We start from the raw sequence: 13,085 nt of genomic DNA, 5'->3' as shown, positions 1-13,085 counted from the left end.
TCATACCTTTTAAAGCCCGGAGTCTCCGGGCATTTTTATTTTTACGGTTATGAAAAAACATCTTAATTTACGCAGCATGGCGGCTCAGGCCGTAGAACAGGTCGTCGAAAAGGGGCAGTCGTTGAGCAACGTACTGCCTGCATTGCAGCAAAAAGTCGCCGATAAAGACAAAGCACTGCTGCAGGAGCTTTGCTTCGGCGTGCTTCGTACGCTCTCTCAGCTTGAGTGGATGATTCAGCAGCTGATGGAACGCCCAATGACGGGCAAACAGCGCACCGTTCACTACCTGATTATGGTCGGCTTCTATCAGTTGTTGCATACCCGTATTCCACCGCACGCTGCTCTGGCCGAAACCGTTGAAGGCGCCGTGGTTATCAAACGTCCACAGCTTAAAGGGCTGATCAACGGGGTATTACGCCAGTTTCAACGTCGCCAGGAAGAGCTGCTTTCTGAGTTTTCGCAAAGCGATCTGCGATTCTTGCATCCTTCCTGGCTGGTCAAGCGCATCAAGAATGCCTATCCACAGCAGTGGGAAGCCATTCTTGAGGCCAATAACCAACGCCCGCCGATGTGGCTGCGCGTTAACCGTAACCACCATTCTCGTGATGCCTGGTTAGCATTATTAACCGAAGCCGGCATGACCGGTTTCCCGCACCCGGACTATCCGGATGCCGTGCGGCTGGAAACGCCTGCGTCGGTGTTAGCTTTGCCAGGCTTCGAGCAGGGCTGGGTTACCGTACAGGATGCGTCCGCTCAGGGTTGCATGCGCTATCTACAGCCGGAGAACGGTGAACAGATCCTCGACCTGTGCTGCGCGCCTGGAGGCAAGACCACCCATATTCTGGAAGTCGCACCACAGGCTGAGGTGCTGGCTGTTGATGTTGATGAAAAACGCCTGTCGCGCGTTTACGACAACCTCAAACGCCTTGGCATGAAAGCCACCGTTAAGCAGGGTGATGGCCGCTATCCAGAGCAATGGTGCGAAGAGCAGCTGTTCGATCGCATTCTGCTGGATGCACCATGCTCCGCCACCGGGGTAATCCGTCGCCACCCGGACATCAAGTGGCTGCGCCGCGATCGCGATATCCCTGAGCTGGCTCAGCTGCAGGCTGAAATTCTCAACGCCACCTGGGCTCGTCTGAAGCCGGGCGGGACGCTGGTTTATGCGACCTGCTCTATTTTACCGGAAGAGAACCAGCAGCAGATTGCTGCGTTCCTGGCGCGTACGCCGGATGCCGTGCTCAGCGATACGGGAACCGCTGAACAGCCAGGCCAGCAGAATTTACCGGGCGCAGAAGAAGGCGATGGTTTCTTCTACGCTAAGCTAATCAAGAAGTGATGAGATAACGGGTCGCAACTGATGAAAATTATCATTCTGGGTGCCGGGCAAGTTGGCGGCACGCTGGCGGAAAACCTGGTCGGCGAAAATAACGACATCACGATTGTCGATACTAACGGTGAGCGTCTGCGCAGCCTGCAGGACAAATTCGACCTGCGCGTTGTGCAGGGTCACGCCTCTCATCCCCGGGTACTGCGCGAAGCGGGCGCCGATGATGCCGATATGCTCGTCGCGGTGACCAGTTCAGATGAAACCAATATGGTTGCCTGTCAGGTCGCCTACTCGCTGTTCAACACACCGAACCGTATCGCACGTATCCGTTCTCCGGACTACGTACGCGATGCAGAAAAACTGTTCCACAGCGATGCCGTGCCTATCGATCACCTGATTGCGCCAGAGCAGTTGGTTATCGACAATATTTACCGCCTGATTGAATATCCGGGGGCGCTGCAGGTCGTCAACTTTGCCGAAGGTAAAGTGAGTCTGGCGGTGGTTAAGGCCTATTACGGTGGGCCGTTAGTTGGTAATGCTCTCTCAACCATGCGCGAACATATGCCGCATATCGATACTCGCGTTGCGGCCATTTTCCGTCACGATCGTCCAATTCGCCCGCAGGGCTCAACGATCGTGGAAGCTGGGGATGAGGTCTTCTTTATTGCCGCATCACAGCATATTCGGGCGGTAATGAGCGAGCTTCAGCGTCTGGAGAAACCGTACAAGCGCATTATGCTGGTTGGCGGCGGGAACATCGGCGCAGGTCTGGCTCGCCAGTTGGAAAAAGATTACAGCGTGAAGTTGATTGAACGTAATCAACAACGTGCGGCAGAGCTTGCTGAGAAACTGCAGAATACGATCGTTTTCTTTGGCGATGCGTCGGATCAAGAACTGCTGGCGGAAGAGCATATTGATCAAGTGGATCTGTTTATTGCCGTTACCAACGATGACGAAGCAAATATCATGTCGGCAATGCTGGCCAAGCGAATGGGCGCCAAGAAAGTGATGGTGCTGATTCAGCGTAAAGCCTACGTTGATCTGGTGCAGGGCAGCGTTATCGATATTGCGATCTCCCCGCAGCAGGCCACGATCTCAGCCCTGCTGAGCCACGTGCGTAAAGCCGATATCGTCGGCGTGTCATCTCTGCGCCGCGGCGTTGCCGAAGCCATTGAAGCCGTTGCGCACGGTGATGAAAGCACGTCACGCGTGGTTGGCCGTGTTATTGATGAAATTAAGCTGCCACCAGGCACAATTATCGGTGCTGTCGTTCGTGGAAATGACGTGATGATTGCCAATGACAATTTACGCATTGAGCAAGGGGATCACGTGATAATGTTCCTGACCGATAAAAAATATATTTCGGATGTGGAACGCCTGTTCCAGCCAAGTCCCTTCTTCCTCTAATTTCGCAAAGGCGCTCAACAGAGCGCCTTTTTTATTAACCTTCTATTATTTAAGGGTTAATTAATGCCAGCATATTTATTATCCCCAATGGAAATTAAATAAACATTTGTTAAACTTATAAACGTCAGCTAGCACAAGGGAGAATAAAATGAGCATTATTAAAGAGTTTCGCGAATTCGCGATGCGAGGAAATGTTGTCGATTTGGCAGTGGGTGTCATTATTGGTGCAGCGTTTGGCAAGATTGTATCGTCTTTAGTTGCGGACATCATCATGCCACCACTCGGGCTATTAATTGGCGGGATTGATTTCAAACAGTTCGCAGTAACACTACGCGACGCGCAGGGCGATGTACCAGCAGTGGTCATGCACTACGGCGTATTCATTCAGAACATTTTTGATTTTGTGATTGTTGCTTTCGCCATCTTTATGGCCATTAAGCTTATCAACAAGCTTAACCGTAAGAAGGAGGAGCCAGCTGCCGCTCCTGCACCAAGCAAAGAAGAAGTGCTGCTGTCTGAAATTCGCGACCTGCTGAAAGAACAGAACAACCGTTCTTAATCAGACCGCAGAAAGCAGAAAGCCAGTGGTAAAAAAGCGCATCGCTTGTTTGCCACTGGCCTCCCGTCCATACCCCTTGCCGTGTTTTTCTTTCCGCAGATAACTACCTTTCCCTTTCTTATTTTTTTCTACGCGCTGACGAAACAGCGGATCATGTAATAGGGCTTCAATGGCATTGTCTTTAATCTGCCCCTTCGTATGCTGATAGCGGCTCATAACATCTCCTGATTGTGTGTTTATTACGCGGCGAGTGTAGACCCAATTATGTGAACACTCAACTCGCATTTTACGATGCGCCCGCACCCTCTTCAAGAATGCCAAGGATAGAACAGTGCTGGCTGCTATGCGCAGTCCCACAGCAGGCATCATTCAGCTGCTTCAGTGCACGCTGCATCGCCTGTAACTCTTCAATGCGTGACTCCACTTCACTCAAGCGAGCCTGAACGATCCCTTTCGATTCCTGGCAGGTATGATGCGCGGGATCCACGCGGATCGAGAGTAGCTCGCGGATCGACTCAAGGGTGAACCCCAGCTGTCGGGCATAGCGGATAAACTTCAGACGCTGGAGATCGTCCGCGGTATAAAGACGGAAGCCGCCTTCAGTGCGAATATCATGGCTCATCATCTGCTGTTTTTCATAATAGCGCACGGTGTCCGGCGTGACGCCAGCGAGTTTTGACAGCTCACCAATCCGGTACATAGCTACTCCTCGTTAATTTTGCTCATCAGCTTATCGGCATAGTCACCGCGCAAAAAATCGGTGCTTAATCCTGCCTGCTGCAACTTCAGCTCCATCAGCGCCAGCCGACGGCTCAGTTCCTGGTAGCGCTCATCTTCCCGACGAATACCTTTCAGCAAATCGGCCAATTCAACGGCCTGCTTACGCTGCTCAAGTTCCGGAGGCAAACACCCTGCATTCTTCAGCAATCGGTAGCCAGATCGTAACGCTTCGGGTACGGCTGAGTCATCGTCAAGCGCCAGTGGTTCACCCTGGCCAGGCAAATTATCAAACTCACCTTTGCGCTGTGCGTCGGCAATATGACGTTCGGCCCATTGATCCAGTAACCACATACAACTACTCCGGAGAAATGAACAGAAAAGATACGACTATTGTAGAAGGGTGGGGGTAGTGAGGATATAAAAAAACCCGCCGAGGCGGGTTTTTTTACTTTACTACAGATTACTCTGCAGCTGCTTCTGCTTTCGATTCTGAACGATCAACCAGCTCGATGTAAGCCATCGGCGCGTTGTCGCCTGCACGGAAGCCACACTTCAGAATGCGAGTGTAACCACCGGTGCGGCTCGCGAAACGCGGGCCCAGTTCGTTAAACAGTTTTGCCACGATCTCGTTATCACGAGTACGGGCGAATGCCAGACGACGATTAGCAACGCTATCAGTCTTGGCAAGAGTAATCAGCGGCTCAACTACGCGACGCAGTTCTTTCGCTTTAGGCAGGGTCGTCTTGATGATTTCATGACGAACCAGTGAACCTGCCATGTTGCGGAACATAGCCTGGCGATGGCTGCTGTTGCGGTTCAGTTGACGACCACTCTTACGATGGCGCATGACCTTATCCTTCTCAGTAAAACCTTAACCTGTGATCCGGTTACTCGTCAGCAATGCTTGCTGGTGGCCAGTTTTCCAGGCGCATGCCCAGAGACAGACCACGTGAAGCCAGCACGTCTTTAATCTCGGTAAGAGATTTTTTACCCAGGTTAGGCGTCTTAAGAAGCTCAACCTCGGTACGCTGTACCAGATCACCGATATAGTGGATAGCTTCTGCCTTGAGGCAGTTAGCAGAGCGGACAGTCAATTCCAGATCGTCAACAGGGCGCAGCAGGATCGGATCGAATTCTGGTTTCTCTTCTTTCACTTCCGGCTGACGTACGTCACGTAAGTCAACGAAAGCTTCCAGTTGTTCTGCCAGAATGGTTGCCGCACGACGAATCGCCTCTTCAGGATCGATTGTGCCGTTGGTTTCCATTTCGATGACCAGCTTGTCCAGGTCGGTACGCTGTTCTACACGCGCTGCTTCAACATTGTAGGCAATACGCTCTACAGGGCTGTAGCATGCGTCGACCAGCAGACGGCCGATTGGGCGCTCATCTTCTTCCGAATGAATTCGGGCAGAAGCCGGCACATAACCACGACCGCGCTGAACTTTGATACGCATGCTGATAGCTGCGTTCTCATCGGTCAGGTGGCAGATCACGTGCTGCGGCTTGACGATTTCGACATCACCATCATGGGTGATATCGGCTGCAGTCACAGGGCCAATGCCAGATTTATTCAAGGTAAGAATAACTTCATCTTTACCCTGAACTCTCACCGCCAGCCCTTTCAGGTTGAGCAGGATTTCAAGGATATCTTCCTGAACGCCTTCTTTGGTGCTGTACTCATGAAGTACACCATCAATCTCAACCTCGGTCACCGCGCAACCCGGCATCGATGAGAGCAGAATACGGCGCAGTGCGTTACCCAGAGTATGGCCAAAGCCACGCTCTAAAGGCTCAAGGGTCACCTTGGCGTGCGTCGAACTCACTTGCTCGATATCTACCAGGCGCGGTTTTAGAAACTCTGTCACAGAACCCTGCATTGTGTCCTCTCTTTGGTACTAAGCTTTACTTGGAGTAAAGCTCGACGATCAGGTGTTCGTTAATGTCCGCAGACAGATCAGAACGCTCAGGCTGACGCTTGAACGTGCCTTCCATCTTGCCAGCATCAACTTCCAGCCAGGTTGGCTTTTCACGCTGTTCAGCCAGCTCCAGAGCGGCTTTAACGCGAGATTGCTTTTTCGCTTTCTCACGGATGCTAACAACGTCATTCGCTTTAACCTGATAAGAAGCGATGTTAACAACACGACCGTTTACCATGATTGCTTTATGGCTAACCAGCTGACGTGCTTCAGCACGAGTGGCGCCAAAGCCCATACGGTATACTACGTTGTCCAGACGACCTTCCAGCAGAGCCAACAGGTTTTCACCGGTGTTGCCTTTCAGACGTGCTGCTTCTTTGTAATAGTTACGGAACTGACGCTCCAGCACGCCGTAGGTACGACGAACTTTTTGCTTTTCACGCAACTGCACACCATAGTCAGACAGACGCGGTTTACGCGCACCGTGCTGGCCAGGAGCTTGTTCAATTTTACACTTGGTATCGATCGCGCGAACGCCAGACTTAAGGAATAAGTCGGTGCCCTCACGACGGCTCAGCTTGAGCTTAGGACCCAAATATCTTGCCATTTTCTTTCTCCAACAAACCTGGAAAACGAAGCGTTATACGCGACGTTTCTTCGGCGGACGACAACCGTTATGAGGGATCGGAGTCACATCAGTAATATTAGTGATGCGGAAACCAGCGGCGTTCAGAGCACGAATAGTAGATTCGCGGCCTGGACCCGGACCTTTAACCATAACTTCCAGATTCTTGATGCCGTATTCTTTAACGGCGTCTGCGCAACGCTCTGCTGCAACCTGAGCTGCAAACGGAGTTGATTTACGCGAACCACGGAAACCGGAACCACCGGCTGTTGCCCAACCCAGCGCATTACCCTGACGATCGGTAATAGTTACGATGGTGTTGTTAAAAGAAGCATGGATATGAGCCACGCCATCAGAGACTTGTTTTCTTACACGTTTACGTGCACGAACTGGTGCCTTTGCCATTATTCAATCACCCCGATTATTTCTTGATCGGTTTGCGCGGACCCTTACGGGTACGTGCGTTGGTCTTGGTACGCTGGCCGCGAACCGGGAGACCACGACGATGACGCAAACCGCGATAGCAACCAAGATCCATCAGGCGCTTGATGCTCATGCTAATTTCACGGCGCAGATCACCTTCAACGACAAATTTGGCAACTTCGTCACGCAGCGTGTCGATTTGTCCTTCAGACAGCTCACTGATCTTAACATTTTCAGCGATACCCGCAGCAGCCAGGATGGCTTTAGAACGGGTCTTGCCGACGCCGTAGATCGAGGTTAACGCGATCACAGCATGTTTCTGATCAGGAATGTTAATGCCTGCTATACGGGCCACTATGCACTCCTACTATTTAATATGTACGCACCATGCTGAAAAGCCCGTTTTCAGGATACTCAAATGGAAACGTACAGACATACAAAAGATTGGCTGGCTAATCTAGCCAGCTCAACCCAACTTTGCAAGAAAAATATGCGAATAAATCAGCCTTGGCGCTGTTTATGCTTTGGCTCGGCACTGCAAATCACACGGATGACACCATCACGCTTAACGATTTTGCAGTTACGGCATAATTTCTTGACGGAAGCACGAACTTTCATTTTTACTCTCCGTAACTTCTCGGGCGACCTTTTAGCGGCTATAGCCTTTGAGGTTCGCCTTCTTCAATGCAGACTCGTACTGACTTGACATCATCAGAGTTTGCACTTGAGCCATAAAGTCCATAATCACGACAACAACGATCAGCAGCGATGTCCCACCGAAGTAGAACGGCACTTTCATTGCATCACGCATGAACTCCGGGATCAGGCAGATAAAAGTAATATACAACGCACCAACGAGAGTCAGGCGAGTCATTACTTTATCGATATACTTCGCCGTTTGCTCTCCCGGACGAATTCCTGGTACAAATGCACCGGACTTCTTCAGGTTATCTGCTGTTTCACGCGGGTTGAAAACCAACGCCGTGTAGAAGAAACAGAAGAAGATGATTGCAGACGCATAGAGTAACACATAAAGCGGTTGCCCAGGCTGCAAATACAGCGAAATTGTTGTCAGCCAGTTCCAACCGGTACCGCCCCCGAACCATGACGCGATGGTCGCAGGGAACAGAATAATACTGGAAGCGAAGATTGCTGGGATTACCCCCGCCATATTCACTTTCAGCGGTAAATGTGTGCTCTGTGCAGCATAGACACGACGACCTTGCTGACGTTTCGCGTAGTTTACCACAATGCGGCGTTGACCACGTTCAACAAATACAACAAAGAACGTCACTGCAAACACTAATACTGCAACCAACAGCAACAGGAGGAAGTGCAGGTCGCCTTGACGCGCTTGCTCGATAGTATGGGCAATGGCTGGCGGGAGTCCCGCAACGATACCAGCGAAGATAATGATTGAGATACCGTTACCGATACCACGCTCAGTAATCTGTTCGCCGAGCCACATCAGGAACATAGTCCCTGTAACCAGACTAACAACAGCGGTGAAATAGAATGCAAAGCCTGGATTAATTACCAGGCCCTGCATACCAGGCATATTCGGTAGACCGGTAGCAATACCGATCGACTGGAATATCGCCAGCACCAGAGTACCGTAGCGGGTGTACTGGCTGATCTTACGACGACCAGACTCCCCTTCTTTCTTAATTTCTGCCAGCGTTGGATGAACCACCGTCAGCAGCTGGATAATAATCGATGCCGAAATATACGGCATGATACCCAGAGCAAAGATAGAAGCACGGCTGAGTGCACCACCAGAGAACATGTTGAACATTTCAATGATGGTGCCTCGCTGTTGCTCAAGCAGTTTGGCAAGTACAGCGGCATCAATACCAGGGATCGGAATAAAAGAGCCAATACGGAACACAATAAGCGCACCGATTACAAACAACAGTCTGCGTTTCAGCTCGCCTAAGCCACCTTTGGCACTTTGAAAATCTAATCCCGGTTGTTTAGCCATCTGCTACTTATTCCTCGATTTTACCGCCAGCAGCTTCGATAGCAGCACGAGCGCCTTTAGTAACACGCAGGCCACGAACAGTTACCGGGGTAGAAACCTCACCAGACAGGATCACTTTCGCGAACTCGATCTGAATACCGATAATGTTAGCTGCTTTCAGCGTGTTCAGGTCAACAATACCGCCTTCCACTTTCGCCAGGTCAGACAGACGGACTTCCGCTGTAATCGCTGATTTGCGAGAAGTGAAGCCGAATTTCGGCAGACGACGGTACAGTGGCATCTGGCCACCCTCGAAACCACGACGTACGCCACCGCCAGAACGAGACTTCTGACCTTTGTGACCACGACCGCCGGTTTTACCGAGGCCAGAACCGATACCACGACCCAGACGGCGACCCGCCTTTTTAGAGCCTTCGGCCGGAGACAGAGTATTTAAACGCATCTCTTACTCCTCAACTTTAACCATGAAGTAAACCGCGTTGACCATACCACGAACGGCAGGAGTATCCTCGCGTTCTACGGTGTGACCAATACGACGCAGACCCAGGCCAAGCAGCGTTGCCTTGTGTTTCGGCAGACGACCGATTGCACTGCGGGTTTGAGTAATTTTAATAGTCTTTGCCATGGTTTATTTCCCCAGAATTTCTTCAACGGATTTACCACGCTTGGCAGCGACCATTTCCGGAGATTTCATATTTTCCAGACCATCGATAGTTGCACGAACCACGTTAATCGGGTTAGTGGAACCATACGCTTTAGCCAGAACGTTACGAACCCCAGCGACTTCCAGGACGGCGCGCATTGCACCACCGGCGATGATACCGGTACCTTCAGAAGCCGGCTGCATGAATACACGAGAACCCGTGTGAGTACCCTTAACTGGGTGCTGCAGGGTGCCGGTATTCAGCGCGACGTTAATCATATTGCGACGGGCTTTTTCCATCGCTTTCTGGATCGCTGCTGGAACTTCACGCGCTTTACCGTAACCAAAACCAACGCGACCGTTACCATCACCAACTACAGTCAGAGCTGTGAAGGAGAAAATACGACCACCTTTAACGGTTTTAGATACGCGGTTTACCGCGATCAGCTTTTCCTGCAGTTCGCCAGCTTGTTTTTCGATGTGAGCCATCTTACACCTCTACCTTAGAACTGAAGGCCAGCTTCACGGGCAGCATCTGCCAGTGCCTGGACACGACCATGATATTGGAACCCGGAACGGTCAAAGGACACATCTTTGATGCCTTTTTCCAGAGCGCGTTCAGCGACAGCTTTACCCACAGCTGCTGCAGCGTCTTTGTTACCGGTGTACTTCAGTTGTTCCGCGATAGCTTTTTCTACAGTAGAAGCAGCTACCAGAACTTCGGAACCGTTTGGTGCAATTACCTGTGCGTAAATATGACGCGGGGTACGATGTACCACCAGGCGAGTTGCACCCAGCTCCTGGAGCTTGCGGCGTGCGCGGGTCGCACGACGGATACGAGCAGATTTCTTATCCATAGTGTTACCTTACTTCTTCTTAGCCTCTTTGGTACGCACGACTTCGTCGGCGTAACGAACACCCTTGCCTTTATAAGGCTCAGGACGACGGTAGGCGCGCAGATCAGCTGCTACCTGGCCGATCACCTGCTTATCAGCGCCTTTCAGCACGATTTCAGTTTGAGTCGGACATTCAGCAGTAATACCTGCAGGCAGCTGATGTTCAACAGGGTGAGAGAAACCTAAGGACAGGTTTACTGCATTCCCTTTGATCGCTGCACGATAACCTACACCAACCAGCTGAAGCTTTTTAGTGAAGCCTTCGGTAACACCGATAACCATTGAGTTCAGCAGGGCACGCGCGGTACCAGCCTGAGCCCAGCCGTCTACGTAACCATCACGCGGACCGAAGGTCAGGGCATTATCTGCATGTTTAACTTCAACAGCATCGTTGAGAGTACGAGTCAGCTCGCCGTTTTTACCTTTGATCGTAATAACCTGACCGTTGATTTTTACATCAACGCCGGCAGGAACAACGACCGGTGCTTTAGCAACACGAGACATTTTTTCCTCCGATTAGGCTACGTAGCAGATAATTTCGCCACCAAGACCAGCCTGGCGCGCTGCACGATCAGTCATAACACCTTTAGAGGTAGAAACAACCGCGATACCCATGCCAGCCATAACTTTTGGCAGCTCGTCTTTGCGCTTATAAATACGCAGACCTGGGCGACTAACACGCTGAATGCTTTCTACAACAGCTTTACCCTGGAAATACTTAAGAGTCAGTTCCAGTTCCGGCTTGGTGTCGCCTTCAACTTTAAAATCTTCAATAAAACCTTCTTCCTTCAGCACGTTGGCAATTGCCACTTTCAGCTTGGAGGAAGGCATGGTGACCGCAGCTTTATTCGCGGCCTGACCGTTACGGATACGGGTCAGCATATCCGCGATCGGATCTTGCATGCTCATCTGTCTTTACTCCCGTGATTCAATTGGTAATTACCAGCTAGCCTTTTTCAAGCCTGGTACTTCACCGCGCATAGCGGCTTCACGAAGCTTGATACGGCTCAACCCGAACTTGCCCACATAGCCATGCGGACGACCAGTTTGACGGCAGCGCTTGCGCTGACGAGACGGGCTGGAATCACGCGGCAGAGACTGCAGCTTCAGAACAGCATTCCAACGATCTTCGTCGGTTGCGTTCACATCAGAGATGATAGCTTTGAGTTCAGCGCGTTTAGCGAAGAATTTATCAGCTAAAGCTACGCGCTTTACTTCGCGTGCTTTCATTGATTGCTTAGCCATTCAGTAACCCTACCTTACTTGCGGAACGGGAAGTCAAAGGCAGCCAGCAGAGCACGGCCTTCTTCATCAGATTTCGCAGTAGTGGTGATGGTAATATCCAAACCACGTACGCGGTCGACTTTATCGTAGTCGATTTCTGGGAAGATGATCTGCTCACGGACACCCATGCTGTAGTTACCACGACCGTCGAAAGACTTAGCGGACAAGCCACGGAAGTCACGGATACGAGGAACAGCAATAGTGATCAAGCGCTCTAAGAACTCCCACATGCGTTCGCCACGCAGAGTTACTTTACAGCCGATCGGATAGCCCTGACGGATTTTGAAGCCTGCAACTGATTTGCGTGCTTTGGTGATCAGCGGTTTTTGACCGGAGATTGCTGTCAGGTCAGCTGCTGCGTTATCCAGCAGTTTCTTGTCAGCGATCGCTTCACCAACACCCATGTTCAGGGTGATCTTCTCGACCCGAGGGACTTGCATGACAGAATTGTAGTTAAACTCAGAAACGAGTTTAGCGACTACTTCGTCTTTGTAGTAATCATGCAGTTTCGCCATCGTACTACTCCAAATTACTTGATAGTTTCGCTGTTAGACTTGAAGAAACGGACTTTTTTGCCGTCTTCGAATCTAAAGCCTACACGGTCAGCCTTGCCGGTAGCCGCGTTGAACAGTGCAATGTTAGAGATCTGAATAGCTGCTTCTTTCTCTACAATGCCGCCTGGTTGGTTCAGAGCCGGAACCGGCTTCTGGTGTTTCTTAACCAGGTTGATACCTTCAACGATGACCTTGCCGGAAGACAAGACATTCTTAACTTTACCGCGTTTACCTTTATCTTTACCGGTTAACACGATAACTTCGTCATCACGACGGATTTTCGCTGCCATGATTCGCTCCTTAGAGTACTTCTGGTGCCAGAGAGATAATTTTCATGAACTTCTCGTTACGAAGTTCACGAGTTACCGGCCCAAAAATACGCGTACCGATAGGTTGCTCGCTGTTATTGTTTAAAATAACGCATGCATTACCATCGAAGCGAATGACAGAACCGTCCGGGCGACGAACACCCTTCTTGGTGCGCACCACTACCGCCTTCAGCACATCACCTTTTTTGACCTTACCACGTGGAATTGCTTCCTTGATGGTGATCTTGATGATGTCGCCTACGCCTGCGTAGCGACGGTGCGAGCCACCCAGAACCTTGATACACATTACGCGACGTGCACCGGAGTTGTCGGCGACGTTCAGCATAGTCTGTTCTTGGATCATTTTAGTGCTCCGCTAATGTCAACTACTACTGAGACCCGAATTCAGGTCGTTAAAAAGCCCCATATCGAGGGCGCG

At 50.9% G+C, this 13,085-nt stretch carries 23 protein-coding genes; 3 read left to right on the top strand and 20 right to left on the bottom strand.

The window, feature by feature from the left end; all coding sequences use genetic code 11:
• Positions 1 to 49 precede the first annotated feature (49 nt).
• The 3 genes from rsmB (at position 50) to mscL (ending at position 3,296) form a co-directional block, all read left to right on the top strand.
• A complete protein-coding gene (gene rsmB, locus MY052_RS02155; RefSeq protein ID WP_248538132.1) occupies positions 50 to 1,339 on the top strand; it encodes a 16S rRNA (cytosine(967)-C(5))-methyltransferase RsmB in 1,290 nt (429 codons plus the stop codon).
• 21 nt (positions 1,340 to 1,360) lie between these two features.
• Positions 1,361 to 2,737 carry a Trk system potassium transporter TrkA gene (trkA, locus tag MY052_RS02150; RefSeq protein WP_035895001.1) on the top strand — a complete coding sequence of 459 codons (1,377 nt, stop codon included), beginning with the start codon at positions 1,361 to 1,363 and terminating at the stop codon, positions 2,735 to 2,737.
• A gap of 148 nt (positions 2,738 to 2,885) precedes the next feature.
• Positions 2,886 to 3,296 (top strand): large-conductance mechanosensitive channel protein MscL, encoded by a 411-nt coding sequence (mscL, locus tag MY052_RS02145; RefSeq protein WP_035894999.1) that lies wholly within the window; start codon positions 2,886 to 2,888, stop codon positions 3,294 to 3,296.
• Here the strand turns inward: mscL and MY052_RS02140 are convergent, their stop codons facing one another.
• From MY052_RS02140 to rplN, 20 genes are all read right to left on the bottom strand, one after another.
• Positions 3,297 to 3,512 (bottom strand): alternative ribosome-rescue factor A, encoded by a 216-nt coding sequence (locus MY052_RS02140; RefSeq protein WP_035894997.1) that lies wholly within the window; start codon positions 3,510 to 3,512, stop codon positions 3,297 to 3,299.
• A 70-nt stretch (positions 3,513 to 3,582) separates the two neighbouring features.
• Positions 3,583 to 3,996: a Zn(2+)-responsive transcriptional regulator gene (zntR, locus tag MY052_RS02135; RefSeq protein ID WP_035894995.1), complete on the bottom strand. Its 414-nt coding sequence runs from the start codon at positions 3,994 to 3,996 to the stop codon at positions 3,583 to 3,585.
• Positions 3,997 to 3,998: 2 nt separating this feature from the next.
• Complete coding sequence (locus MY052_RS02130; RefSeq protein WP_035894994.1) at positions 3,999 to 4,367, bottom strand: DnaJ family domain-containing protein; 369 nt, start codon at positions 4,365 to 4,367, stop codon at positions 3,999 to 4,001.
• A gap of 109 nt (positions 4,368 to 4,476) precedes the next feature.
• Positions 4,477 to 4,863 (bottom strand): 50S ribosomal protein L17, encoded by a 387-nt coding sequence (rplQ, locus tag MY052_RS02125; RefSeq protein WP_035894993.1) that lies wholly within the window; start codon positions 4,861 to 4,863, stop codon positions 4,477 to 4,479.
• A gap of 40 nt (positions 4,864 to 4,903) precedes the next feature.
• Entirely contained in the window at positions 4,904 to 5,893 is a 990-nt protein-coding gene (locus MY052_RS02120) for a DNA-directed RNA polymerase subunit alpha (RefSeq protein WP_002919219.1), read from the bottom strand.
• A 25-nt stretch (positions 5,894 to 5,918) separates the two neighbouring features.
• On the bottom strand, positions 5,919 to 6,539 hold the full coding sequence (rpsD, locus tag MY052_RS02115; protein WP_035894991.1) for a 30S ribosomal protein S4: 621 nt from the start codon (positions 6,537 to 6,539) through the stop codon (positions 5,919 to 5,921).
• A 33-nt stretch (positions 6,540 to 6,572) separates the two neighbouring features.
• The gene (gene rpsK, locus MY052_RS02110; RefSeq protein WP_001029758.1) at positions 6,573 to 6,962 is read right to left on the bottom strand and encodes a 30S ribosomal protein S11; all 390 of its coding nucleotides are present in this window, start codon (positions 6,960 to 6,962) and stop codon (positions 6,573 to 6,575) included.
• A 16-nt stretch (positions 6,963 to 6,978) separates the two neighbouring features.
• Entirely contained in the window at positions 6,979 to 7,335 is a 357-nt protein-coding gene (gene rpsM / locus MY052_RS02105) for a 30S ribosomal protein S13 (protein ID WP_013364454.1), read from the bottom strand.
• Between the two features lie 146 nt (positions 7,336 to 7,481).
• Positions 7,482 to 7,598 (bottom strand): 50S ribosomal protein L36, encoded by a 117-nt coding sequence (rpmJ, locus tag MY052_RS02100; RefSeq protein ID WP_000868187.1) that lies wholly within the window; start codon positions 7,596 to 7,598, stop codon positions 7,482 to 7,484.
• Positions 7,599 to 7,629: 31 nt separating this feature from the next.
• Positions 7,630 to 8,961: a preprotein translocase subunit SecY gene (gene secY, locus MY052_RS02095; protein WP_035894987.1), complete on the bottom strand. Its 1,332-nt coding sequence runs from the start codon at positions 8,959 to 8,961 to the stop codon at positions 7,630 to 7,632.
• A gap of 7 nt (positions 8,962 to 8,968) precedes the next feature.
• On the bottom strand, positions 8,969 to 9,403 hold the full coding sequence (gene rplO / locus MY052_RS02090) for a 50S ribosomal protein L15 (RefSeq protein ID WP_035894986.1): 435 nt from the start codon (positions 9,401 to 9,403) through the stop codon (positions 8,969 to 8,971).
• A 3-nt stretch (positions 9,404 to 9,406) separates the two neighbouring features.
• On the bottom strand, positions 9,407 to 9,586 hold the full coding sequence (rpmD, locus tag MY052_RS02085) for a 50S ribosomal protein L30 (RefSeq protein WP_003863301.1): 180 nt from the start codon (positions 9,584 to 9,586) through the stop codon (positions 9,407 to 9,409).
• A gap of 3 nt (positions 9,587 to 9,589) precedes the next feature.
• A complete protein-coding gene (rpsE, locus tag MY052_RS02080) occupies positions 9,590 to 10,093 on the bottom strand; it encodes a 30S ribosomal protein S5 (RefSeq protein ID WP_015962744.1) in 504 nt (167 codons plus the stop codon).
• A gap of 14 nt (positions 10,094 to 10,107) precedes the next feature.
• Positions 10,108 to 10,461 (bottom strand): 50S ribosomal protein L18, encoded by a 354-nt coding sequence (gene rplR, locus MY052_RS02075; protein WP_000358960.1) that lies wholly within the window; start codon positions 10,459 to 10,461, stop codon positions 10,108 to 10,110.
• Between the two features lie 9 nt (positions 10,462 to 10,470).
• Positions 10,471 to 11,004 carry a 50S ribosomal protein L6 gene (gene rplF, locus MY052_RS02070; RefSeq protein WP_035894984.1) on the bottom strand — a complete coding sequence of 178 codons (534 nt, stop codon included), beginning with the start codon at positions 11,002 to 11,004 and terminating at the stop codon, positions 10,471 to 10,473.
• A gap of 12 nt (positions 11,005 to 11,016) precedes the next feature.
• A complete protein-coding gene (rpsH, locus tag MY052_RS02065; RefSeq protein WP_003031127.1) occupies positions 11,017 to 11,409 on the bottom strand; it encodes a 30S ribosomal protein S8 in 393 nt (130 codons plus the stop codon).
• 30 nt (positions 11,410 to 11,439) lie between these two features.
• Positions 11,440 to 11,745: a 30S ribosomal protein S14 gene (rpsN, locus tag MY052_RS02060; protein ID WP_035894983.1), complete on the bottom strand. Its 306-nt coding sequence runs from the start codon at positions 11,743 to 11,745 to the stop codon at positions 11,440 to 11,442.
• A gap of 14 nt (positions 11,746 to 11,759) precedes the next feature.
• Positions 11,760 to 12,299 carry a 50S ribosomal protein L5 gene (gene rplE / locus MY052_RS02055; RefSeq protein ID WP_035894982.1) on the bottom strand — a complete coding sequence of 180 codons (540 nt, stop codon included), beginning with the start codon at positions 12,297 to 12,299 and terminating at the stop codon, positions 11,760 to 11,762.
• Between the two features lie 14 nt (positions 12,300 to 12,313).
• Entirely contained in the window at positions 12,314 to 12,628 is a 315-nt protein-coding gene (rplX, locus tag MY052_RS02050; RefSeq protein WP_035894981.1) for a 50S ribosomal protein L24, read from the bottom strand.
• A gap of 10 nt (positions 12,629 to 12,638) precedes the next feature.
• The gene (gene rplN / locus MY052_RS02045) at positions 12,639 to 13,010 is read right to left on the bottom strand and encodes a 50S ribosomal protein L14 (RefSeq protein ID WP_000613954.1); all 372 of its coding nucleotides are present in this window, start codon (positions 13,008 to 13,010) and stop codon (positions 12,639 to 12,641) included.
• Positions 13,011 to 13,085: the final 75 nt, after the last annotated feature.

Origin of the sequence: Kluyvera ascorbata, assembly GCF_023195735.1 — a bacterium.
Lineage (GTDB): Bacteria > Pseudomonadota > Gammaproteobacteria > Enterobacterales > Enterobacteriaceae > Kluyvera > Kluyvera ascorbata.
The sequence above is the reverse complement of the archived record's forward strand: the minus strand, read 5'-3'. Positions and strand labels throughout refer to the sequence as shown.